This window comes from Tardiphaga sp. OK246 (assembly GCF_900188215.1).
Lineage (GTDB): Bacteria > Pseudomonadota > Alphaproteobacteria > Rhizobiales > Xanthobacteraceae > Tardiphaga > Tardiphaga robiniae.
In genome coordinates, this window is sequence record NZ_FZOX01000005.1 from 213,416 (window position 1) to 236,975 (window position 23,560).

Sequence of the window (23,560 nt, forward strand, 5' to 3'; positions counted from 1 at the left end):
GAATGAGGCGGACGCGGATTACGCGTCCGTTTCACCCTTCGCCAATCCACGTGCGATGGCCGCTCTGGCGGCTTCGCGGTGGTCCTCGTTGATGTGGCTCGCCACCATGCGCAAGGCGGTGGCCAGCACCGCGGCATCATCAGTGAATCCCAGAACGGGCAGCATGTCCGGCACGAAATCGAATGGCAGCACGAAATAGGCGATGGCGCCGAGCAGCGCCGCCTGGACATGGCGCGGTGTCTGCCGGTCGAAGGCGCAGTAGTAAGCCGCCAGCAAGTCTTCGGCGAAAGGCAGCTTGACCGCCAGTCGCTTGAGCTTGTGCCAGAACTGCTTGCGTACGCTTTCGCGGTCTTTGGCCAGTTCATCGGCTGGCTCGAAGCCCACGCTGTGGTCGGTTGCCATCGGCAATGTCCTCACGGCTGCAGTTTGCAGCCTTTCCGGTAAATGGTGATCCGGCTCCGGCGTCGCAACATTCAGCAACGCTCAGGAGTGGCCGAGTTGCCCGGCGATGGTATTCATGGCCCTGGCCAGATCGACGTCGCGCTTGGTGACGCCATCGGCGTCGTGGGTGGACAGTACTACCTCCACTGTCTTGTAAACATTGCGCCATTCCGGATGGTGGTCGCTCTTCTCGGCGACCAGAGCGACCCGCGCCATGAAACCGAAGGCCTCGTTGAAATCCTTGAACGTAAAGGTCCGGGCGATGGCATCGCGCCCGGAAACCTCGCTCCAGCCCGAGAGCTCCTTGAGCGCCGCCTTGCGGGCCTCGGCCGAGAGTCGTTCCACCATGCCAACCTCCTGCTTCACTTGAACTTTACTCTAACGCCCGGTGACACAGTTGGGATCCATGCCACAATAAGGCAGCAAATGCCGCGCATGCAGGAAAGTAACCAATCGCGCCGGTAACCATGCTGCCGGTGGAACGGCGCGTCGACCCGAAACTTTGCTACATTGTCGCTCGAACCCATTTGGCGCAGATGAATTTGAAGCGATTGTTTTCCAGATCCATGGCAGACGGTCCCGATGTTATCGGGCCGATAGGGCCGCCGTCACCGCGGTCGATCCGGCGCAAGATGACGCTGATTACGCTGGCCGGGACTCTGGCGATCGTTGCTGCCGTGGCTGGCGCTTACTACTTCGCCATGAAGCCGGTACCGCTGCGGATCGCCGTCGGTCCGCCGAACAGCGACGACGTCAAGGTGGTGCAGGCGCTGGTGCAATCGTTCTCGCGCGATCACTATACAGTCCGGCTGCGACCGATCCTCACCGAAGGAGCCACCGCCAGCGCCAAGGCGCTCGCGGATGGCAAGGCCGATCTCGCGATCATCCGCGGCGATCTCGAAGTGCCAAAGAATGCGCGCGCCGTCGCCACGCTGCGCAAGAACGTTGCTGTGATCTGGGTGCCGCCGGCCGCCAAGGGCAAGAAATCCGGGCCGAAGATCACCAAATTCTCGCAGCTCGCCGGACGCCGCGTCGGCGTGATCGGCAAGACGCAGGCCAACGTCAACCTGCTGAACATCATCCTGCGGCAATATGGCGTCGATCCGGCCAAGGTCACCATCGTGCAGTTCTCGACCACCGAAGTGGCTGAGGCCGTGAAGGACCAGAAGGTCGATGCGTTCATCGCGGCAGGTCCGGTGAACAGCAAGATCACCAATGATGCGATCCAGGCTTCGAGCCGCGATGGCACGCCGACCTTCCTCGCGATCGATTCCGCAGAAGCCATCGCGCAGAATTTCCCGATGTATGAATCATCGGAAATTCCTGCAGGCGCATTCGGCGGCGCGCCGGCGCGGCCGGACGACGACGTCAAGACCATCAGCTTTTCGCATCACATCGTGGCACGGCAGAGCCTGTCTGATGTGACCATCGCCGCCTTCACGCGGCAGCTGTTTGCGATCCGTCAGCAGATCATCAACGACTTCCCGCTGGCGGCGAAGATCGAGACGCCGGATACCGATAAGGATGCGGTGATCCCCGTGCATCCCGGCGCGGCCGCCTATGTGGATGGTGAAGAAAAGACCTTCCTCGATCGCTATAGCGATTACATCTGGTGGAGCCTGATGGGGCTCTCGGCGATGGGCTCGATCGGCGCTTGGTTCGCGAGCTATCTGAAGAAGGATGAGCGCAACGTGAATGTGTCAGAGCGCGATCGTCTGCTCGACATGATTGCCGCCGCGCGCAAGAGCGAGTCCCTCGAAGAGCTCGATACGATGCAGGCGGAAGCCGACGATATTCTGCGTCATACGCTGAATTGCTACGAGCATGGTGCCATTGAGGAAGGCACGCTGACAGCCTTCAATATTGCGCTCGAGCAATTCCACAACGCCGTCGCCGACCGCAAGGCGCTGATCGGCATGATCCCGCCGGAGCCGATGAATCCGCCGGAGCAATTGCGTCAGCCGCCGCGGCCGCTGGCGGTCTAGAGTCTTTCGTTTTGACGCGTTTTCTTCACGCGAACCGGGACCACTTCGCTTGAAAACGCTTTAGCGCTTGAGATAGCGCCAGCCGATCACGACGCCGCTCGCCGAGACGATGGTGCCGAGAATCGACAGCAGCCACACCACGATGTCCCAGGCCGGGCGATACATCAACAACAGCTGAAAATCGAAACTGTGCAGCGCATTGAACAGCCAGCGATAGGTACGCCGGCTTGAGTCGACGCGGCCGAGAATGTCGCCGGTGACCGGGCTGATGTGAAACCAGGTTTGCGCGTCGTCATCGAATTTGGCGCGTAACACCGGCAATTCGCGGTCATTGTGGTGCGCGTACCAATAAGCGTCGTATTTTCCGAGGGTTATCTGGCGTTCGAGGCGCGAATCCGGAAGCAGTTTTGTTGCGGCGTTCCAGAGGCGGTCTTGCGGCAGTCTTGCGATTTCGCCGCTTGTCGGATTGATCGCCATCTTCGTGCCGTCGCGCTTCGCGACGATCATCAGCGGCATGCCGTCGATCCATACGAAGCGCGCTTCGACCGCGGCCTTGTCCGCCGGTGCGCGAATGGCCGCAGGGATATCAGGCGCGTCGTGGCCGGCATAGCGCTGCAATACCTCGCGTGGCGTATTGCGGTCGGCAAAAACGCGGCCGGGATCGAGCGACAGCCAGCCCGAGAACATCCAGGTCAGCACGAAGAGGCCGGCGATCAGTCCGGTGACGTGATGCCACGCCATCCAGCCGCGATAGGGCGTGATGTTGCCGCTCGCATAACGCCGCTTGAGGCGCACGCGCAGAATGCCGATCCAGATTCCGGTAACGCCGACGATCAAACAGATGCCGGAGATCCACAACACCACGAGCCGCCACAGCGGACCGTCCTTGCGCAGCACGGTCGGATAGATCCAGTGCGGGATCGAACCGAGCCAGTTCCAGACGCGTTCGGTGCGGTTGGTATCGAGCGCGATCTCGCCGGAGCGCGAGGAGACGTAGAGTTTGGTGCCGGCGTCGTCGCCGAGTGTGATCAGATACAATGGTCGCAGTGGATCGTAGCGTGCGGTGACACTCCATTGATCGTGATCGACGGTCTCTTCGAGCTGAGGCAACTTGCTGGCGGGATGATGCCGCGCGACTGCAAGTGCCTGCTGTTCGTTGATCTCGGTGATGGCGCGGCCATCGACGGCGGAGATGGTTTGCCGTTTGCCGTCCCAGCCAGTCAACCGATACACCGGCTCGTCGGCAACCATGTTCAATCGCAATTCGCGCGGATAGCGCGTGGCACCGGCAGCCTTCATCGCCTCGTCGGGAGAGAGCGCCACTTTCTCCCAGACGATGTCGGGCAATGCTGCCAGCCGCTCCTTGTCGGAGAGGCCGGGAAACGCGACATACATCATCACCACGCCGGAGATGAACCACATCGCGAAGAAGAGACATGTGACGATGCCGACCCAGCGGTGGCCGATATACAGCCACCGCCGGAGAGTGCGTGTCAGCTTGCGTGACAAGCTCAGAACTTCACGTTGACGGCGAGTTGAGCGGTGCGTGGCATGCCGAGCATCCACTGATTGTCGCTGTAGCTCGACGTCGCGTAGATCTTGTCGAACAGGTTGTAAACGCGCAGCGACACCGTGGTGTTGACGTCCGGCTTCCATTGCAGGCCGGCATTCACAACTGTGTAGCTCGGCATTTCCAGCGTATTCGCGTTGTCTGCATAGGTCTTGCCGACAATCTGCACGCCGGCATTGGCCGACCAGTTTGGCGCAAAGCCCCATGTTGCCCAGATATTGGAGACGTTCTGCGGGACATTGATCGGGACGTTGCCGGCAAAATTCACGCCGCTGGCCTGCAGGAAGTCGTCATACTTTGCGCGCAGGAGCGCGGTGTTGGCATCGATGCGCCAGCCGTATTCGAGCACGAGACCGATCGAGGCCTCGACACCGCGCGACGACTGCTGGCCGACCTGCTGAACCGCTCCGCCGCTACCGGGAACGACGGCCAGCAGATTGTTCTTCACGATCTCATAGGCAGCGAGCGTCCACTCGCCGCGGCCGCCCCAGAACGACTGCTTGACGCCGATCTCGGCCTGTTTGCCGGTCGCGAGGTCAAACTTCGCATTGGCGTTACTCGCCGAGATCAAGCCGCCGATGGTATCGACCGCCGTCGAATACTGGCCATAGAAAGCAAGGTTCTGAATCGGCGTATAGACGACGCCGGCGCGCCACGAGGTCGCCGAATAGTCCCGGGTGTAGCTGTTGGCGGGGGTGCGATAGTCGGTTCGTTCGACGGTCGGTTGGTCCTGGCGGACGCCGGCGATCAGCGACAATTGTTCGGTGACGGCCAGTCGGTTCTCGGCGAAGAATGCGTACTGATTGGCGACGCTCTTGAAGCCGGGAATCGTCGGGTCCGGGCTGCTGAACAGGCCGGGATCGAAATTATACGGATTGACCGATGAGGACCCGCTAAACGGCGAATTGTTGGTATGCTTGAAGTCGATGCGGTTAACGTCGAAGCCCGCCACGAAGGTGTTGACCATGCCGAACAGATGGCCCTCGAAGGTGGCGTCCATGCGGTCGCCGATCTGCTGCTGCTGGTGGAAGATCTCGAGATAATCGCCGCGATCGATCAGGCCGGTGCCGGAATTGAAGCCGTAGATCTCGACCTCCTTCCAGTGGCGCTTCGCATACATGTAATAGAGCGTGTTGCGCAGGGTGATGCCGTCGGCCACCTGCCACTCGGTCTTCACCTGGCTCCAACTGTCCTGATAGCGGATGTTGCTGTCGCTGACATTGTAGTTCTTGAAGCGGATCGCCTCATTGAGCTGGCCGTTAATCAGCGGCGTGCCGAAATATTTTGATGGATGGCGGTCGCCATAGTCGGTGGAGAGCGTCCAGGTGATGTCCTCGGTCTGCTTGATCTGCACGGCGGCGTGCAGCGCGATGTTCGAGGTGTTGTCGCGATCGACCCAACCATCGGACGCGTTGCCGGTGACGGCGATACGATAGGCGACGTCCTTGCTGACCGGGCCGCCGCTATCGAGAGCGATGCGGCGCGTCATGTTGCTGTCCAGAGAGATTTCGGCCTGGTTGCGTGGCACCCAGAGCGGCAGTTTCGAAATCACGTTGATAGCGCCGCCGATGGCGCCTTCGCCATACATGACGGAGGCGGGGCCGCGCAGCACTTCGATCTTCTCGGCGGTCCAGGTGTCGAAGGGGAAGTTCACCGTGCCGGAGCCGACATAGAGGCGTGTGCCGTCATAGAGCGACGTGACAGAGCCGCTGCCGGCGAAGCCGCGGGTGCTGAAAGCGATGCCGCCATTGCCGGGTTCACCGATGGCCGTAAAGCCGGTGGCATTCTGCGTGACGGCATCGACCACGTTCTGCTGGCCGCGCTCGGCCATGGTTTCCGCCGAGATCACCTCGACGCTGGCCGGCGTCTGCAGGCGCGTCAGGCCGAGGCGGCTGCCGGTCGACGTTGTGCCGGTGAGGTTGAGCGTCGGCGCTGCGAAGACGGGGCCTGTCGGCGTGGCAACCGGCGCGCCGGTATTGGCGGCGACATTGCGCTGCTGCCGCAAGCGCGCGGCGCGCGTGGCCTTGCCTGATGTGGCGCGGCGCGCGCGCGTTGGCGTCACCGTCGGCTGCACCACCACGGGGTCGAGTACGTGGTGCGATTGCGCAGGTCGCAGCGAGCCCTCGGCGGGCACAAGGAAGCAGGACAGTGCGACAGAGGAAAGAAGAGCTTTGCATTGCTTCAATGCGACGGGAGAAACGGAGGTCATCTACAGGACTCGCGGTTACGTGGCACGTCACCGCAAACCAAGTCTCGCCGCCGCTTTTCAAAGAGGCAGTGTGACTTCCACCAGGACACCCCGCCCAATGTGCTCGCGTGTGACCACGACTGGCGGCAGGTCTCCTGGCTCGCGGGTCACTGCCTGTCGCCGCCTTCCCAGGTGAACACCCAGTGGCTCTTGGCGCAGGCTCGCCGCTTACAGTTGCGGGGGCAGCCGCGGAATCGGGGGATCCCCCTCACCGCATTCCCTTTTGATCCCCGAAGGGAACCGTCACGTTCACGTTAAGGTGAAATTTCCAAATGTGTCAATCAAGTTGCTAGTCACTCGCAACGTGCGCTGACAGGTGTTGATATTGCGCATCACCTGTCATCGCAGCGTCAAGCGATCTGCCTAGAGCCACTGGTGCCAGAGCCAGGATCAGGAGTTCGCCATGGCGCTACATATTTCCCGTCGTCGCTTCCTCGCGCACTCAGCCGCAGCAGGCGCAAGCTTCCTGGCGATGCCTTACCTCAGCCGTGCGGCGGATCGTCCGCTCGTGTCGCATGGCGTGCAGTCCGGCGATGTCGGGACGAGCAGCGGCATGATCTGGTCGCGCGCGGATCGGCCGGCGCAGATGATGGTGGAGGTCGCCACTACCGAATCCTTCAGCAATGCGCGCATGTTGCCGGTTATCACGGCGCTGCCCGAGAGCGATTTCACGGCGAAGTTGCTGCTCGATAATCTGCCAGCCGGGCAGGACATCTTCTACCGCGTCAAATTCCGTGATTTGTCGCATACCGCAATCGTCGGCGAGCCGGTGATCGGCCGCTTCCGCACCGCGCCAGCGGATCGCCGCGATGTGTCCTTTGTCTGGGGCGGCGATGTCGCAGGGCAGGGCTGGGGCATCAACGCCGATGACGGCGGAATGGTCACCTTCGCCACCATGCGCAAGCACAATCCGGATTTCCTGATCCATTCCGGCGATACCATCTACGCCGACGGCCCGATCCTGCCTGAAACGAAACTGCCGGACGGCACGATCTGGAAAAACACCATCACGGTGCCGGAAAAGGCGAAGGTCGCCGAGACGCTCGATGAATTCCGCGCCGCGCACAAATACAATCTACTCGACGACAATGTCCGCGCATTCAATGCGCAGGTGCCGATCTTCGGCCAGTGGGACGATCACGAGGTCACCAACAACTGGTCGCTCTCGAAACAGTTACCGGCATCCTACAAGGAGCGCGACATCACGCTGCTGGCTGCGCGCGGCGCCCGTGCCTATCACGAGATGTATCCGATCTCGGTCAATCCGGCCGAACCGGGCCGCGTCTATCGCACGCTCAATTACGGCCCGCATCTCGACGTCTTCATGCTGGACGAGCGCAGCTATCGCGGGCCCAACGGCCCGAACCTGCAGGACACCTATGGTCCCCATGCGTATTTCATCGGTCCGGAGCAGATGGCCTGGCTGAAGCGCGCATTGATGGCCTCGAAGGCGACCTGGAAGGTCATCGCCTCGGATATGCCGATCGGCCTCGTCGTCTATGACAACGCCGCCGACAAAACCGGGTCTGAGGCCATCGCACAGGGCGACGGACCAGTGCGGGGCCGCGAGCTGGAAATCGCCGATATCCTGCGCTTCATCAAATCGGCCGGTATCCGCAACACGGTCTGGCTGACCGCCGACGTGCATTACACGGCGGCGCATTACTACAATCCGGAAAAGGCGCAGTTTCAGGATTTCGAGCCGTTCTGGGAGTTCGTTTCGGGCCCGTTTCACGCCGGAACTTTCGGGCCGGCGGCGCTCGACAATACCTTCGGTCCTGAGGTCCGTTTCGTGAAGGCGCCGGGGCCCGATAAGCAGAATTTGCCCCCGTCGGCCGGCATGCAGTTCTTCGGTCACGTCAAAATCGACAGCCAAAGCGGCCAAATGACCGTTACCCTGCGGGATCGGGCCGATATGGCCCTTTGGGCCACGGTTCTGGACCCGAAATTGGGCTAACCATTTGGCAGATTCGCATTGTTTTTCGGCGATTTCCCCCTATATTGCGCCGCAACGCGTCCGAGTACCCGGCCCCTTCTGGCCGGGTTTGCTTTTGGAGGGATTGCCCCAGCGCGTTTTCAGACGAGGCAGTTATCGAACGCGCTCGAGCGCAAGGCATAAGCCTTTTGTTGTCGAGCATGTCTTGTTGAACCCGCTCAAGGGCACCCAGACCGTAACCAGAAGAAGACCTATGAACCTTCGCAACATTGCTATCATCGCCCACGTTGACCACGGCAAAACCACTCTCGTGGACAAGCTGCTGCAGCAGTCGGGCACGTATCGCGACAATCAGCGCGTCCAGGAACGCGCGATGGATTCGAACGACATCGAAAAAGAGCGCGGCATCACCATTCTCGCCAAGTGCACCTCGGTGCTGTGGGATGAAGTCCAGATCAACATCGTCGACACCCCGGGCCACGCTGACTTCGGCGGCGAAGTCGAACGCATCCTGTCGATGGTCGATGGCGTGATCGTGCTCGTCGACGCCGCTGAAGGCCCGATGCCGCAGACCAAGTTCGTGGTCGGCAAGGCGTTGAAGCTCGGCCTCAAGCCGATCGTCGCCATCAACAAGGTCGACCGTCAGGACGCCCGCATCACCGAAGTCGTCAACGAAGTGTTCGACCTGTTCGCAGCGCTCGACGCCACCGACGACCAGCTCGATTTCCCGATTCTGTACGGATCGGGCCGCAACGGCTGGATGGCCGACAGCCCGGATGCGTCGCATGATGTCGGCATGAAGCCGCTGTTCGATCTCGTCATCAAGCATGTCGCGCCGCCGGTGGTAGAAGAAGGTGCGTTCCGCATGCTCGGCACCATCCTCGAAGCCAACCCCTATCTCGGCCGTATCATCACCGGCCGTATCTCGGCGGGCTCGGTAAAGCCGAACCAGGCTGTCAAGGTGCTGTCGCGTGACGGTAAGGTCGTCGAAACCGGCCGTATCACCAAGATCCTGGCCTTCCGCGGCCTCGAGCGCCAGCCGGTGGAACTCGCCGAAGCCGGCGACATCGTTGCCATCGCCGGCCTGCCGAAGGGCACTGTCGCCGATACCTTCTGCGATCCGTCGGTTGAAATTCCGATCCAGGCGCAGCCGATCGATCCGCCGACCGTGTCGATGTCCTTCATCGTCAACAACTCGCCGCTCGCCGGCACCGAAGGCGACAAGGTCACTAGCCGCCTGATCCGCGACCGCCTGTTGCGCGAAGCCGAAGGCAATGTCGCGCTCAAGGTCGTCGAATCCGCCGATCGTGACGCGATGGAAGTGTCGGGCCGCGGCGAATTGCAGCTCGCGATCCTGATCGAGAACATGCGCCGCGAAGGCTTCGAACTGTCGGTGTCGCGTCCACGCGTGGTTCTTACCAAGGACGAAAACGGCAACACGCTGGAGCCGGTCGAGGAAGTCGTCATCGACGTCGATGAGGAATTCTCCGGCGTGGTCGTTCAGAAGATGAGCGAACGCAAGGCCGAGATGATCGAGATGCGTCCGTCGGGCGGCAACCGTCTGCGTCTGGTGTTCTACGCGCCGACCCGCGGCCTGATCGGCTATCAGGGCGAACTCATGACCGATACCAAGGGTACCGCGATCATGAACCGTCTGTTCCACGACTACCTGCCCTATAAGGGCGAGATCGCCGGCCGCCGTAACGGCGTGTTGATCTCCAACGACCAGGGCGAAGCGGTGGCCTACGCCATGTTCAAGCTGGAAGATCGCGGCCCGATGATGATCGAGCCGGGCTGGAAGGTCTACAAGGGCATGATCATCGGCGAGCACACCCGCGAGAACGATCTCGAACTCAACGTTCTCAAGGGCAAGCAGCTCTCCAACATCCGCACCACCTCGAAGGATGAAGCGGTGCGTTTGACGCCGCCGATCCGCATGACCCTCGAAAAGGCGCTGGCCTATATCGAGAGCGACGAGCTGGTCGAGATCACCCCGAAGTCGATCCGCCTGCGCAAGAAGCATCTCGATGCCAACGACCGCAAGCGCGCCGAAAAGACCAAGGAAGTGATCGCGTAAGCGACGAGCTTTCTTTGACTGGTTATGAAATGCCCGGCGAAAGCCGGGCATTTTTTGTTTGGGTGATGCCTTCACTCCGCCCCTCATGGCGAGGAGACGCGTAGCGCCGTCTCGAACCATGAGTTGGCGTCGCGCCGATGCTTGTGGCCATCCTTCGAGACGCCGCTGCGCGGCTCCTCAGGATGAGGGCAGAGTCAATTTGCCGGCGCTCCCACCTGCTTCAACGGATCCGCCTTCGCAAACGCCTCCATCGCCTCGCAGGTGGCGACGATGCGGTCGATGGTCGGGATGCCTGCAATCTCGATCTTCAGCACCTTCATGGTTGCGGTGATGCTGAGCAGACAGATGTCGGCGATGGTCACTTCGTCGCCATGACAGAAGCGGCCGGTGGCGGGTTCGCTGGCGAGGCGCTCTTCCACGGCGGCGAGGCCCGTGGTGAACCAGTGCACCAGCCAGGCGCGAACTGCGGCATCGTCAAAGCCGGCGGTGATGGCGAGATATTTCCGCACACGCGGCGTAATGAGCGGGTGGGTGTCGGCGGCCAGCATCGCGGCGATCGAACGCACCCGGGCGCGGCCGTGTGGATCGCTCGGCAGCAGCGGCGGGGTCGGATGGATCTCGTCGAGGAATTCCAGGATCGCCAGCGACTGAGTCAGCGGCAGGTGGCCGGGCTCGATCAGGGCCGGAATCGCGCCGAGCGGATTGATCTTGAGGAACGCGTCGCCGCGCTGCTCGCCCTTGTCGAGGTCGATCACGCGCTCGTGCGCTTCCAATCCCTTCAGGTTGAGCGCCACGCGGACGCGATAGGTCGCGGACGTCCGCCAGAAGCCGTAGAGTTCGAAATCGTGTGGGGCTGTCATGCATCTTCTCCGAGGGCAGCGGTGGCTTGAATAATTCAAGCAAGCCTTTATCCCGTTGTCACCCGTTTCCCATCCGCTGTGAATACCGACGCGATGACCAGACTGCCTTCCGAAGTAGATATCGCCATCATCGGAGCCGGCGCTGCCGGCCTCGGCGCCGCGCGTATGCTGGAAGGTTCCGGGCTCTCCGTGATCGTGCTGGAAGCGCGCGACCGGATCGGCGGCCGCGCCCATACGATCATGGCGACCCCCGGCATTCCGTTCGATCTGGGCTGTGAATGGCTGCACTCCGCCGACAAGAATGACTTCGTCAGCATCGCGAAAGAGCTCGGCTTCGCCGTCGACAAGTCGCGCCCGCCGTGGCGCGATCAGGCCTATGATGCCGCCTTCTCGAAGGCGAAGCGCGATGAGTTCTTCGCCGCGATCGACGCGTTCTATGAGCGCGCCGAGGAGGCCGCGGAAAACGAGATCGATGCGCCTGCTGCGACTTGCCTCGAACCCGGCAATCCGTGGAATCCGATGATCGATGCGGTCTCGACCTATATCAACGGTTTCGAGCTCAAGGATGTGTCGCTGCACGACATGGATGCCTATGAGGACACGGACATCAACTGGCGCCTGCCCGATGGCTACGGTGCGCTGATCGCGGCCTATGGCGCGCCATGTTCGGTAGCGCTGAACACCGAAGTCACTGTTATCGATCATTCCGGTACGCGCATCCGCATCGAGACGTCGCGCGGCACGCTCAGCGCGGCGAAAGTGATCGTCTGCGTGCCGACCAATCTCATCGCCAATGAAAATATCCGCTTCACGCCGCCGTTGCCCGGCAAGGTCGAGGCCGCCGCCGGCCTGCCGCTCGGCGCAGACAACAAGGTGATGCTGGCGCTCTCCGACGCGGAGAAGTGGCCGTCGGATATCGGGTTGCGCGGCGCCGCCCTGCGCACCGGTGTCGGCAGCTTTCATCTGCGCCCGTCCGGCCGCCCCTGCATCGCCGGCTTCTTCGGGGGCAGGTTCGCACGCGACCTGGAAGACGCCGGCCAGGGTGCACTCGCCGCGCAAAGCATCGACGAGATCGTGGCGCTGCTCGGCTCGGATATCCGCAGCAAGCTCACGCCGCTCGCGGAATCCCGCTGGGGTCACGACCGCTTCGCGCAGGGCGCCTATTCGGCGGCGAAGCCCGGCCATGCCGCTGCGCGCGCCGTGCTAGCTGTGCCGGTGGATCGACGGCTGTTCTTCGCCGGCGAAGCGACATCGCCGAATTTCTTCTCGACGGCGCATGGGGCGCGGGAGAGTGGAGAGCGGGCGGCGAAGGAAGTGCTGGCCACAGGCAACCAGAGCAAAGCGTAGAAGCTCGCTTACTCCATCACCCTCGCCCTCATCGCCGCATCCGGCACGATACACGCCTCGGTCTTTCCGAAGATGCGATAGCGGTTCGTTGCGATCAGGCCGTAGACCGGATTGCGCAGCGCGTTCGGCACGGCGAACAGCACGCGCACCCATTGCCAGCCGGGCAGGGTCGACAGCACCGTCAGCGCCGCATCGGATCTGACATAAGCCGCGCCGCCATGGATCACCGCATTGGTGTCGGGATCGGCGGGATCGATGCCGAAATGGCGGGCGAGGCGGCTGCCATAGTCGGACTGGATCGGGGTGAAACGAAAGCGGTGATCGGTGTCGCGTTTGGCGACGAACTGGATCCAGCGCGAGCAGAAGATACAGACGCCGTCATAGAGGATGACGTCGTCGTCGGGCCAGGGCTCGGTCACTGCGGTGTCCACTCCGGTTGCGCAGGTTTGCGCGTCATCGCTTCCTGGCCGTAATTGCCTTCAGCGCCTTGTCCAGCGCGGCACCATAGATGTCGTCACCGCCGTCGCTTTCCGCAAGCCAGTGGCCCTCGCTTCGAAAATTGGGCAGTTCGTAGGCATCGACCTTGTCGCCGCCCTTGCGGAATGCATCCGCCAGCTGGCGTGACAAGTCCGGGGAAAAATAGCTGTCATTGCGCGCGACGAGCCAGATCACAGGCACGTGCGCCGTCTTGCCGAAGGTTGCGGCAGCGGCGATCAGGCGCTGCGGCGCGCAGACGTCATTCGGCCGGTCATTCGCATGGCCGCCGCGTCCGGGGGCAAAGGCAATGATCGCTCTGACGCCTTGCGGATTGGCGCCGGCCATGGCCAGTGCGCCCCAGCCGCCCGCGGAATGGCCGACGACGATCGTGCCGTCGCTGCGAATGAAGGGTTGTTTGCGAATGTCAGTCATCGCTGCGGCGATACTATCCGCCGTGGCGCGGCCGGCGCCGACATAGTCGCCATTGTCGCAGCCGCCCTGGTCTTCGAGATAACGCCCGCCGGTTAAGCCATGGCCGGGGCGCTCGGGCACCAGCACGGCGTAGCCACGCCCAACGAACCAGGAGGCCAGTGCGCGATATTCCGGTTGCGGCATCTGCGCGCGGCGCAGCGCATTCTGCGTGGTGGCATGCGCAATGACAGCGAGCGGGAACGGGCCATTGCCGGGTGGGCGGAATAGCACCGCGCGGGAACTGGTATTTGGATCGGGCGACACTACCGACCAGACCTGCCGGCGATGCGGCGCTTCTTCCGGGGCCTGCGCGCCTGATGTCTGGGCTGCGGCAGTAGCGGCGCTTCCGAGCAATGCAGCCAGCAGGCAAAGCGCTTGGACGTGTTTCATGAGCGCTCAGGGACTTTCGTGCGGACGCAATGCCTGTCGAACTCTACACGCCGCGAATCACATTGATGCAGTTGTGCACATCGATACGCGTGTGCAACTGCGACACGACTCGCGCGATACGTGCCAGCAGTGGAAAACATGGCGTTCGGCGCGCATTGGATGCAGCTGTGTCCTTTTTCGATACAACTCTTTCGGTAAACTGATGCTGAAAATCCACACGTTAACCGATAATTAACGATGGACCTTGAAGAGCGCCCGCCGACTTGCTTTGATCCCCTCCATGAGCACAACCCTGATCGAGGTTCGGCCGGCCAAAGCTGCGGATGCAGCCGCGGTGGCGTCCACCCATGACGAAGCCTGGCGCGCGGCCTATCAAGGTCTCATCCCGGGCCCCGAATTGGAAAAGCTGATCAATCGCCGCGGTCCCGGCTGGTGGGATTCCGCGATCCGCAAAGGCAGCCGCGTCAGCGTTTTGTGCTTCGGCGACAAGGTCGCTGGCTACGCCAATTACGGTCGTAACCGCGCCCGCAGCCTGCAGTTCGAAGGCGAGATCTACGAACTTTACCTGCGTCCGGAATTCCAGGGCCTCGGCTTCGGCCGCCGGCTGTTCGCCTCCGCCAAGCGCGATCTCGTGCAGAGCGGGCTGAAGAGCATGGTGATCTGGGCGCTGTCGGACAATGAGGGCGCCACGGAGTTCTACCGCGCTCTGGGTGGCCGCATGGTGGCCCGTTCCTCGGAGCGTTTCGGCGCAAAATCGCTCGATAAAGTGGCATTCGCCTGGACGAATTAAGCCATTAAGCCGGTTCATGATTTTCTGGTCTCGCAGGCGTTGAATCCGGGCTCTCGCTCGGCTACGCCTGTCGCAACCTGTCCTATGAAATCTGGAGTGTTTGATGCGTCTTGACGCAATCCCGCTCGGCGCCAAGGCGCCGCATGAAGTGAACGTCGTGATCGAGGTCCAGGTGGGCGGCGAGCCCATCAAATACGAGATGGACAAGGAATCCGGCGCCCTGTTCGTCGATCGCTTCCTCTACACCCCGATGCGTTACCCGGGCAATTACGGCTTCATCCCCCACACTTTGTCCGGCGACGGCGATCCCTGCGACGTGCTGATCGCCAACACCCGCGCCATCGTGCCGGGCGCCGTGATGAGCGTGCGTCCCGTCGGCGTGCTGTTGATGGAAGACGAAGGCGGCCTCGATGAGAAGATCATCGCCGTGCCGACCTCGAAGCTGACCCAGCGCTACGACAAGGTGAAGAACTACAGCGATCTGCCTGAGATCACGCTGCAGCAGATCCAGCACTTCTTCGAGCACTACAAGGATCTCGAGCCCGGCAAGTGGGTCAAGGTGGTGCGCTGGGGCGATGCCGCCGACGCGCAGCGCCTGATCCTCGAAGGGATCGAGCGCGCCAAATCTGCAAAAGAATCGGCGGCCAAGACCAAGTAACAGAGACCGGCGTAGCAGAAGGGGACTTCCGATGCGCCGATGGATCAAACTGCTCCGAACGGCCGCGCTGATCGTCATCGCGGCCGTTTTGCTGCTCGCGGGCATCGTGCTCGTCAAGACATTCAGTGGAGGATCGCGGCAGCTTCAGGTGACCGCGGCGGCGAAAGCGCCGGTCAATGAGCAGGCGGCGGCAGAGCGACTTGCGGAAGCAATACGCTTCCCGACCATCTCCAATTTCCTCAATCCCGATCAGGCCGCCGAACCACTGCGCGCGATGCAGACGCATCTGGTGGCGAGCTTCCCGGCCTTCCATGCCGTGGCGAAGCGCGAACTCGTCGGCAACTACAGCCTGCTCTACACATGGGAAGGCAGCGATCCCGCCTTGAAGCCGATTGCGCTGCTGGCGCATCAGGATGTCGTGCCCGTCGCACCGGGCACCGAGAAAGACTGGCAGCAACCGCCCTTCAAGGGCGTCGTCGCCGATGGCTTCATCTGGGGCCGTGGCTCCTGGGACGATAAGGGTAATCTGTATTCAATCCTCGAGGCCGCCGAGGTGATGGCGAAGCAGGGTTTCCGCCCCAAGCGCACCATCTATTTCGCCTTCGGCCATGACGAGGAAGTCTCCGGCACCCGCGGCGCAAGGGCGATCGCTGCGCTGCTGAAATCGCGTGGCGTGAAGCTCGATTTCGTACTCGATGAAGGCCTGCTGATCACCGAGGGCATCCTCAAAGGCCTCGATAAGCCGATGGCGCTGATCGGCGTGGCCGAGAAGGGTTATGCGACGCTGGTGCTGACCGCGCAGGGCACGCCCGGTCATTCGTCGATGCCGCCGCGCGAGACGGCGATCGGCATGATGAGCGCGGCGCTGGCGCAGCTCGAGAACAAGCGCTTGCCGATGCAGATCCGCGGTACGGTCGGCGAGATGTTCGACACCATCGCGCCGGAAATGAGCGGCTTCAACCGCGTGGTGCTGTCCAATCTCTGGCTGTTCAAGCCGCTGCTGTTGCGCGAATTCGAGAAGAGCGGCCCGACCGAGGCGACGGTGCGCACGACCACGGCGCTGACGATCTTCAAGGCCGGCGAGCAGGACAATGTGTTGCCGGGCAATGCCGAGGCGACGGTGAATTTCCGGCTATTGCCCGGCGACACCCAGGCCAGCGTCACCGAACATGTGCGCAGCGCGGTCAGCAACGACAGGATTTCGATCGCGCCGTTCCCCGGCAATACCGATCCGCCTCCCGTGACCGGCACGGCCAGCGCGTCCTATCGCGCGCTCAATCAGACCATTCGCGAGATTTTCCCGGATGCGCTGGTGGCGCCGGGCCTAATGGTGGCGGCAACGGACTCGCGGCACTACACGGATGTGACCGACAACATCTTCCGCTTCTCGCCGGTGCGCGCGACGTCGGAAGACCTCAAGCGCTTTCACGGCACCAATGAACGGCTGAGCGTCGCGAATTACGCCGACATGATCCGGTTCTATCGACGGTTGATCGAGAATACGGCGAAGTAAGAGTTCTGCGTCGACCCCTCAGCCGTCATTGCGAGCGCAGCGAAGCAATCCAGAAAGCCAAGAACTGGATTGCTTCGTCGCAAGGCTCCTCGCAATGACGTGGATGGGCCGGAGCGAGCGCTTTAAACCGCCGGCGCCGGCAGCTTGTGGATCGCGCATGCCGCACGCAACGTATTCACCAGCAGACATGCGACGGTCATCTGGCCGACACCGCCGGGCACCGGCGTGATCGCGCCGGCGGTCTTCAGCGCTTCCTGATAGGCCACGTCGCCGACGAGACGCGTCTTGCCTTCGGCACCGGGCAGCCGATTGATGCCCACATCGATCACGGTCGCGCCGGGCTTGATCCAGTCGCCGCGCACCATTTCAGGGCGGCCCACTGCCGCATAGACCAGATCCGCCTGCGCGCAGAGCTTGGCGAGATCGCGCGACTTCGAATGCGCGATGGTCACCGTGGCGTTTTCATTGAGCAGCAGTTGCACCAAGGGACGGCCGACCAGATTGGAGCGACCGATCACGATGGCATTCATGCCTTCGAGTGATTTGTGCACGCTCTTTGTCAGGATGATGCAGCCTAGCGGCGTGCAGGGCGACAAAGCGGGCATGCCGCTGGCAAGGCGTCCGGCATTGGTCGGGTGCAGGCCATCGACATCCTTGGCCGGATCGATGGCGTTGACCACAGCGTCGGTGTCGAGCCCCTTCGGCAGCGGCAGCTGCACGAGAATGCCGTGCACGGCGGGATCGGCGTTGAGCTTCTGCACCAGCGCGATCAGATCGGCCTGTGCGACATCAGCGGGCAGCTTGTGTTCGAAGGAGGCCATGCCGGCTTCCTGGGTCTGCTTGTGCTTGCTGCGCACATAGACCTCGCTGGCGGGATCGCTGCCGACCAGTACCACGGCGAGGCCGGGCGTCACGCCATGTTCGGCTTTGACGCGCGCGACTTCGGCGGCGACGCGGCCGCGCAATTCGGCGGCAATGATCTTTCCATCGATGATGCTGGCGGTCATGTGTCGGTCCTGTCGTCTGTGTCGTCGGGCGTTGCTGCAGTGATCCTGCGCAGCATCGCGCCCAGTTTCGTCGGGTCGCCGTCGACCGCGATCTGCTTCACGCGCGACGTGGTGCCGGACAGCACGCGCACATCGCGCTTCGGCACGCCGAGCCGCTTGGCAAGCAGTTCGGTCACGGCGCGGTTGGCTTCGCCGCCCTCGGCGATGGCGCGCACCCGCACCTTCACCACCGAACGGCCATTGGCCATCGTCTCGATCCCGTCGATATCGTCTCGGCCACCCCGCGGCGTCACGCGAACGGCGATGCTGACACCGTCAGTCGCGTAGCGCCAGGGATCTGCCACGAACCCGGCGGCCGATCAGAAGACGCTGGGATAGATGTAGTAGGTGATCACCCGCTGCAGGAACATGATGATCAGGATCAGAATGATCGGCGAGATATCGAGGCCGCCGAGGCTCGGCAGCATCCTGCGGATCGGCGCCAGCACGGGCTCGGTGATCCGGAACAGGAATTCGGCGATCGCGGAGACGAACTGGTTGCGGGTGTTGACGACGTTGAAGGCGATCAGCCAGGACAGGATCGCCGAGGCGATCAGCAGCCAGACATAGAGATCGAGAATGATCAGCACGATATCGAGAACGGCGCGCATGGCGGGGATGGCTCGCGGGTTAGGTCGCGGATTCGACTGTCCGCTAAATATCGGTTCAGCCCCCCTCAAACAAGGGAAGTTCCGGGCGAAAAGTGCCGGAAAACCGCGCTTTTGCGACGTTCTTGACTTGCCGTTAACGGGGATTGTAAATGACGCCGATTGCTGACCGGATCGCATGGGCGACCCGGTTCGTATCGGGGCCATAGCTCAGCTGGGAGAGCGCGTCGTTCGCAATGACGAGGTCGGCGGTTCGATCCCGCCTGGCTCCACCATCCTTCGCTTGCTTCGCAAGCTCCGGCTCGGCAAGCCACCCTCCCGACCATAAAAAGCGAAGCAAACGAAGGATGTCTCGCCGAAGCCCGCAGGGCGTAGGTGGACCGGATTCACACCCGTCTCAACTGCAACCTTGCCACCGCCCCCGCGATGAAGCCGCGCGGAAAAAGCCGCAGCAGCAGCGGCACGATCTTGATGCCGAGGCCGGGGAAAACCGTGCGCTTGTTGGCCATCAGGCCCTGATAGCCCAGCAGGGCGACGTCAGCCGCCGAGACATTGAGGATCGCCGAGTCGAGGCCCGGCGTGAATCCGGCGCGCGCCTGGAATTCCGACGGCACCGGCCCGGGGCACAATGCGGTGACGCGCACACCCTTTGAGCCGAGCTCCTGGCGCAGCGCTTCGGTGAAGGACAGCACATAGGCCTTGCTGGCGTAGTACACGGCCATTCCGGGACCCGGCAAAAAACCCGCGATCGAGCTGAGATTGAGAATGCCGCCCTTGTTGCGGATCAGGCTCTCGGAAAAGCGCAGCGACAGATCCGTCAGTGCGCGCACATTGACCTCAAGCATGCCGAGTTGCCGATCGCGGTCCATGTCGATCGCGCGACCGAACATGCCGAAGCCGGCATTGTTCACGACGTACTCCACTTCGACATCGGCAGCAGCGAGGGCAGCTGCGATCTGGGCGCAGGCGTCGCGTTGTTCGAGATCGCAGGGAATGATGATGGGCGCAGCACCGCCGGCAGCAGTGATTTCAGCGGCCAGCGCATTCAGACGCTCGGCACGGCGTGCAACCAGAGCGACGCGATGCTTGTTCGCGGCGAAGATGCGCGCGAACTCGGCGCCAATTCCGGCCGAGGCTCCGGTTATTAACGTCACGCGCTCAGTCACAATAAGGTACTCTTGAAATACGTGAGGACGATTTGCATGCATCTACAGGCGTAATAGGGATACCCGTGATGTGCAAGTCGGAATGACCACCGGAGTACCGTAGGACCTCCAGTTCCCGAGCGTGTAGCAGTGGCATGAATTATCGGGGACCGCGCATTAAACTTTGGTTATGCGTCGTGGTGCTGTCATTTGCCGGTCGGGCTGCGCCTGCTCAGACAGTCGTATCCGTTGTGGCCGTACCGCCCGCCACGCGTCGTTTGAGCTCCATCCGGTCACGTGATGAAACTGCGAGCAAGTCGGCTGCGCGCCAGACCACATTTTCCTCGAACTCACTGACGCGGCCGTCAGCATAGACCAGCTGCCACATCATCTCGACGAGACGGACACGACCGGGCTCGTCGACCACGCGCATGATGACGCTTGTAAAGTGATAGAGATCGACGGCCTCGCCTTCGACGAGGGTGGCAGCCGAGATGAGCCTGTCAGCCGTGCCGGGATCGAGCTCGAAACGCGACTCGATCAGGCTGTGCAACTTGGCTCTCTCGATAGCTGAGGGCTCACCGTCCAGCGAGATGACGTGAAGCATCAGCGCCGTGGCGGCAAGACGGAAGCCGGTATCGTCGAATGCCTGATTTCCGTGCGCATCGGGAGACACCACGTCGGCAATGAATTGGCGCAGTTTTTCCAGCATTATTCTTTGAACCAGATGATCGCGAGGCCCGCCATGCGGCGAAAGCGCTCGTGCTTTGTGGCGCGAAAATGGAACGCATGCAATGCGGCCGGGTTCCCGAAGCACTGATGACAGTTAAGTAACAATTGAGACGATCGGTAGTTTATGGGATCTCGTGTCACGGAATCTCATAGACCACAATCTTGTCGGCGATGCCGCGCAAGGCGGCGTGCTTCTGGATCGGTGTGATTTCAGCCTTCCGCAGAATGGCTTCCACGGCCAGCGCCGATATCACCGGGCTGGTGACGTGGATCGCCTGCGAGGTTGACAGGCCTTGCACCCTGGCAGCGATATTGACGGTCTGGCCAAAGTAATCCTGCCGCTCGTTCAGCATCACAGCGAGGCAGGGTCCCTCATGGATACCGATTTTGACCACGAGGTCCTTGGTGCCGCGCTCCTCGTTCAATCGCTCCATCGCGGCGCGCATGCGCAGACCCGCGGCCAGCGCCTGTTCGGGCCGCGTAAAGGTCGCCATGACGGCATCCCCGATGGTCTTCACGACGGCACCGGCTTCCGACGCAATGATCTCCAGCAGTGCGTGGAAATGCGCACGCACCAGATCGAAGGCTGCGAGATCGCCGACGCGCTCGTACAAGGCGGTCGAGCCCTTGAGGTCGGTGAACAGGAAAGTCAGCGAGGTAATCTTCAGGCGCTGATCGATATTGAGGTTGTCGGCTTTGTAGACATCGCGAAAGGTCTGGTTGGTGAGTATCCGCTTGGCCGTGAGGAACGGCTTGCGCTTGCCGATCAGGTGATGGAGGCCCTCGGCAGCGACAAATACCGACGGCAGCACGCGCACCTCGGTCTGGTTCTCGAGGGACAATCGCAACGGTCCGGGTTGCAGCGTGATGGTGCCGGTCGGTGTATGCTGCCGGTTGTAGATCAGCGACAAATGCTGTCGTTCCTTGGTCGGCTCACCCTGCACATCGATGAACTGCGCGGCATGGGTTACCGGCTCGAACACGATGACGAACTCCGACGGCAGGTGCAGCGACATCACCGCTTTTTCATGCGCCGGCAATTCCATTGCGTCCAGTGTCACTTCATCGGTGAGTGACGCAAACGATTCCTGATTGAGATCGACGCCTGAGCTCCAGAACACCTGCTTGAAGTATTCCCAGAGCGGCAGCGTATTGGGGTCGTGTGCAGCGATGTGCCTGACGCGCGGTGCGACCGTGAACGCCACCTCGACCTGCTCGTCAACCGACGCTTCATAGCCGCAGGCGCAGAGCCCGCAATGGTAGTCGTCATGGCGCAGCGATTTCAGCGTGCTGTGGGCGTCGAGGACGCCGCTGCAGCCCGGGCACAACACATTCCAGGTCAGGTCGAACAGGCCGAGGCGAGAGGCATGCAGGAAGCCGGAAATGACGCGCTCTTCGTTCAGGCCGCGGCGTGCCGCAAAATCCAGCACGTTGATACGATTGAGTTCGTGGTCCGCGCCGTCGCGGATCAGTTGTGCAATGGCATCGGCTACGGCCGGATCGGTCGCCTGGTTCAATGTCGCGAATAGTGCCTGAACATCACTCATGGCATCAGTTTAGGCCAAATAGTCGCTACGTCCAAGACAGGGCTTTGCCGCAGCGCTTCAACTTGTCGTTCCGCCTAAGTGCCATGAGCGCGCGGGGGCGGGGAAGACGTGAGGAGAGGGCGTGCTGAAATAACGTCAACGCCGCTCAATGCGGAACATTGGCGAGCGATCCGGTTGTGTCGTCACCACGCCGATAGGCATGACGGGCGCTTTATCCGGTAGCTCGACGCGGATAGCGCCGATGATTTTCGCCAGCGCCAATGTGGCCTCGACAAGCGCGAAATGCGCGCCGATGCAGACCCGGGCACCGACGCCGAAAGGCAGATAGGCGAAGCGGTCCGGCGGTGTCGCGCCGGGCATGAAACGGGACGGCATGAAGGCGTTGGGCTCGTGCCACAATTTCTCGTGCCGATGCAGTAGCCAGGGGGCGATCAGGATCACGTCCTTGCTGGCGACGGACTGGCCAGCCAGACGATCAGGGCCCGCGGCGGCGCGTGCGATCAGGAAGGCGGGCGGATAGAGCCGCATGGTCTCATCGATCACCGCGCGGGTGAACTTCAGATGCTCGATGTCGAATGTGCCGCTCGCGCTGGCGGCACGGGCTTCGGCCGCGACCTGCTCCTGGGTCGCCGGATCGAGCGTCAGCATATACAGCGCCCAGAACAGCGCCGTTGCCGTCGTCTCATGTCCGGCGAGGATCATCGTCGCCACCTGATCGCCGAGCTGCCCATCGGTGAAGGATGCGCCGGTTTCCGGATCGCGCGCGGCCACCATCAGGTCGAACAGATCGCGCGGCGCGTCGTCGTTCTTGCCGGCGGCGCGACGTGCGGTCATCAGCTCGCCGACGAATCTCGTCCAGCGTCTGCGGAAGAAGGCGCGCGAGATATCCTGCGGCGTCGGCCAGCCCAGCGGCAGCAGCAGATCGAGGAAATGCGGCCGTGCCAGGTTCATGCCGTATTCCATCACGAAGTCGCGCAGCTTCGCGCCATGCTCGGCCATGCCGAAGGAGAACATGGTGCGGCCTGCGATCTCCAGCGTCATCCGCTGCATGATCGCGCGCAGATCGACCGGCTTGCCCACGGCGCGATGCAGGTCGGCCAGCGTGTCATCGACCGCCGAGATCATGTGCGGCACCAAAGTCGTCACCGCGCGCGGCGTGAAAGCGGGCGCCAGGGTGCGGCGCTGGTGTTTCCAGGTGCGGCCTTCGGCGAGCAGCAGGCCCTCGCCGAGCATCGGCCGCAGCACGCGGAATGCAGCGGGCGTGCGGGTATAGTTCTCGTAATTGTCCACCAGCACATGGCGGATCGCGTCGGGATCGTTGAGGATGAAGCTCGCGTGGCCGAAGAAGCGGCCCTTGACGATGTCATCTTCATAGGCGCGCTGACCCCAGGTCTCGATGGCGCTGCGGCGCATTGCCGACATACGCCCTAGCGCACCCATGTTCTCGGGCGCACGTGGCGGGCTCGGCGGCACCAGGGGCGCTCGCGCAGCGGAGAAATCGTAGACCTCGGCAATGCTCACGATGGGCCTCGCAATTGATCCAGGGACCGGAGCGTCTCGTCATTATAGCAGGCGTCCATCCGCGCGCCATGGAGGCCTCGATGGAAAGCGTGGCCGCAACGCACGCATCGACCAATATTGCGGTCCAGCGGGCGCATCCCTCGGAACGATACTCACGCATGCACATTAGGGAGGCAGTGGCTCCATATCGGACCGGCC

The 23,560-nt window shown here is 62.4% G+C and carries 21 protein-coding genes, 1 tRNA gene and 1 riboswitch; of the genes, 8 read left to right on the forward strand and 14 right to left on the reverse strand.

The genetic code is table 11. From position 1 onward, the window contains the following. Nucleotides 1–18: 18 nt before the first annotated feature. Entirely contained in the window at nt 19–402 is a 384-nt protein-coding gene (locus CHC01_RS22475; protein ID WP_089266520.1) for a YkvA family protein, read from the reverse strand. 81 nt (nt 403–483) lie between these two features. Further along, nucleotides 484–807 (reverse strand): 4a-hydroxytetrahydrobiopterin dehydratase, encoded by a 324-nt coding sequence (locus tag CHC01_RS22480; RefSeq protein ID WP_256461208.1) that lies wholly within the window; start codon nt 805–807, stop codon nt 484–486. A gap of 200 nt (nt 808–1,007) precedes the next feature. Here CHC01_RS22480 and CHC01_RS22485 point away from each other — a divergent pair, with 200 nt between their 5' ends. Beyond that, entirely contained in the window at nt 1,008–2,426 is a 1,419-nt protein-coding gene (locus tag CHC01_RS22485; protein ID WP_089266522.1) for a TAXI family TRAP transporter solute-binding subunit, read from the forward strand. Between the two features lie 60 nt (nt 2,427–2,486). Here the strand turns inward: CHC01_RS22485 and CHC01_RS22490 are convergent, their stop codons facing one another. Beyond that, nucleotides 2,487–3,935: a PepSY-associated transmembrane domain-containing protein gene (locus CHC01_RS22490; protein WP_089266524.1), complete on the reverse strand. Its 1,449-nt coding sequence runs from the start codon at nt 3,933–3,935 to the stop codon at nt 2,487–2,489. 2 nt (nt 3,936–3,937) lie between these two features. Further along, nucleotides 3,938–6,205: a TonB-dependent receptor gene (locus CHC01_RS22495; protein ID WP_089266525.1), complete on the reverse strand. Its 2,268-nt coding sequence runs from the start codon at nt 6,203–6,205 to the stop codon at nt 3,938–3,940. Between the two features lie 107 nt (nt 6,206–6,312). After that, a riboswitch (cobalamin riboswitch) is annotated at nt 6,313–6,504 on the reverse strand. Nucleotides 6,505–6,647: 143 nt separating this feature from the next. On the opposite strand from CHC01_RS22495, the gene CHC01_RS22500 reads away from it, so the two are divergent. Then, nucleotides 6,648–8,201, forward strand: coding sequence for an alkaline phosphatase D family protein (locus tag CHC01_RS22500; RefSeq protein ID WP_089266526.1), 1,554 nt, complete (start codon nt 6,648–6,650; stop codon nt 8,199–8,201). A gap of 232 nt (nt 8,202–8,433) precedes the next feature. Then, complete coding sequence (typA, locus tag CHC01_RS22505; RefSeq protein ID WP_089266528.1) at nt 8,434–10,257, forward strand: translational GTPase TypA; 1,824 nt, start codon at nt 8,434–8,436, stop codon at nt 10,255–10,257. A 194-nt stretch (nt 10,258–10,451) separates the two neighbouring features. Here the strand turns inward: typA and maiA are convergent, their stop codons facing one another. Continuing rightward, complete coding sequence (gene maiA / locus CHC01_RS22510) at nt 10,452–11,117, reverse strand: maleylacetoacetate isomerase (RefSeq protein WP_089266530.1); 666 nt, start codon at nt 11,115–11,117, stop codon at nt 10,452–10,454. Between the two features lie 93 nt (nt 11,118–11,210). Between maiA and CHC01_RS22515 the strand changes: the two genes are divergently transcribed. After that, entirely contained in the window at nt 11,211–12,464 is a 1,254-nt protein-coding gene (locus CHC01_RS22515; protein ID WP_089266901.1) for a flavin monoamine oxidase family protein, read from the forward strand. An 8-nt stretch (nt 12,465–12,472) separates the two neighbouring features. On the opposite strand, the gene CHC01_RS22520 is transcribed toward CHC01_RS22515, so the two are convergent. Next, the gene (locus CHC01_RS22520) at nt 12,473–12,883 is read right to left on the reverse strand and encodes a thiol-disulfide oxidoreductase DCC family protein (protein ID WP_089266902.1); all 411 of its coding nucleotides are present in this window, start codon (nt 12,881–12,883) and stop codon (nt 12,473–12,475) included. A gap of 34 nt (nt 12,884–12,917) precedes the next feature. Beyond that, a complete protein-coding gene (locus tag CHC01_RS22525) occupies nt 12,918–13,802 on the reverse strand; it encodes an alpha/beta hydrolase family protein (RefSeq protein WP_089266531.1) in 885 nt (294 codons plus the stop codon). A 280-nt stretch (nt 13,803–14,082) separates the two neighbouring features. Between CHC01_RS22525 and CHC01_RS22530 the strand changes: the two genes are divergently transcribed. From CHC01_RS22530 to CHC01_RS22540, 3 genes are all read left to right on the forward strand, one after another. Further along, complete coding sequence (locus CHC01_RS22530; protein WP_068737851.1) at nt 14,083–14,592, forward strand: GNAT family N-acetyltransferase; 510 nt, start codon at nt 14,083–14,085, stop codon at nt 14,590–14,592. A 103-nt stretch (nt 14,593–14,695) separates the two neighbouring features. Then, entirely contained in the window at nt 14,696–15,250 is a 555-nt protein-coding gene (ppa, locus tag CHC01_RS22535) for an inorganic diphosphatase (protein WP_089266533.1), read from the forward strand. A gap of 31 nt (nt 15,251–15,281) precedes the next feature. Further along, nucleotides 15,282–16,763: a M20 family peptidase gene (locus tag CHC01_RS22540; protein WP_089266535.1), complete on the forward strand. Its 1,482-nt coding sequence runs from the start codon at nt 15,282–15,284 to the stop codon at nt 16,761–16,763. A 122-nt stretch (nt 16,764–16,885) separates the two neighbouring features. On the opposite strand, the gene folD is transcribed toward CHC01_RS22540, so the two are convergent. From folD to CHC01_RS22555, 3 genes are read right to left on the reverse strand one after another with little or no spacing between them, the layout of a single operon-like run. Beyond that, nucleotides 16,886–17,770, reverse strand: coding sequence for a bifunctional methylenetetrahydrofolate dehydrogenase/methenyltetrahydrofolate cyclohydrolase FolD (gene folD / locus CHC01_RS22545; RefSeq protein ID WP_089266537.1), 885 nt, complete (start codon nt 17,768–17,770; stop codon nt 16,886–16,888). Further along, the gene (locus CHC01_RS22550) at nt 17,767–18,114 is read right to left on the reverse strand and encodes a DUF167 domain-containing protein (RefSeq protein WP_089266538.1); all 348 of its coding nucleotides are present in this window, start codon (nt 18,112–18,114) and stop codon (nt 17,767–17,769) included. Before CHC01_RS22550 ends, folD begins: the two co-directional genes overlap by 4 nt. Nucleotides 18,115–18,129: 15 nt before the next feature. Beyond that, the gene (locus CHC01_RS22555) at nt 18,130–18,420 is read right to left on the reverse strand and encodes a YggT family protein (RefSeq protein WP_068737841.1); all 291 of its coding nucleotides are present in this window, start codon (nt 18,418–18,420) and stop codon (nt 18,130–18,132) included. Between the two features lie 196 nt (nt 18,421–18,616). On the opposite strand from CHC01_RS22555, the gene CHC01_RS22560 reads away from it, so the two are divergent. After that, nucleotides 18,617–18,692, forward strand: a tRNA-Ala gene (locus tag CHC01_RS22560). A gap of 111 nt (nt 18,693–18,803) precedes the next feature. Here the strand turns inward: CHC01_RS22560 and CHC01_RS22565 are convergent. The 4 genes from CHC01_RS22565 to CHC01_RS22580 form a co-directional block, all read right to left on the reverse strand. Next, a complete protein-coding gene (locus CHC01_RS22565; protein WP_089266539.1) occupies nt 18,804–19,583 on the reverse strand; it encodes an SDR family NAD(P)-dependent oxidoreductase in 780 nt (259 codons plus the stop codon). A 211-nt stretch (nt 19,584–19,794) separates the two neighbouring features. Then, the gene (locus tag CHC01_RS22570) at nt 19,795–20,274 is read right to left on the reverse strand and encodes a tellurite resistance TerB family protein (RefSeq protein ID WP_089266541.1); all 480 of its coding nucleotides are present in this window, start codon (nt 20,272–20,274) and stop codon (nt 19,795–19,797) included. A gap of 157 nt (nt 20,275–20,431) precedes the next feature. Then, complete coding sequence (locus tag CHC01_RS22575; protein ID WP_089266543.1) at nt 20,432–21,841, reverse strand: adenylate/guanylate cyclase domain-containing protein; 1,410 nt, start codon at nt 21,839–21,841, stop codon at nt 20,432–20,434. Between the two features lie 135 nt (nt 21,842–21,976). Beyond that, nucleotides 21,977–23,362 (reverse strand): cytochrome P450, encoded by a 1,386-nt coding sequence (locus tag CHC01_RS22580; protein WP_089266544.1) that lies wholly within the window; start codon nt 23,360–23,362, stop codon nt 21,977–21,979. Between the last annotated feature and the right edge of the window lie 198 nt (nt 23,363–23,560).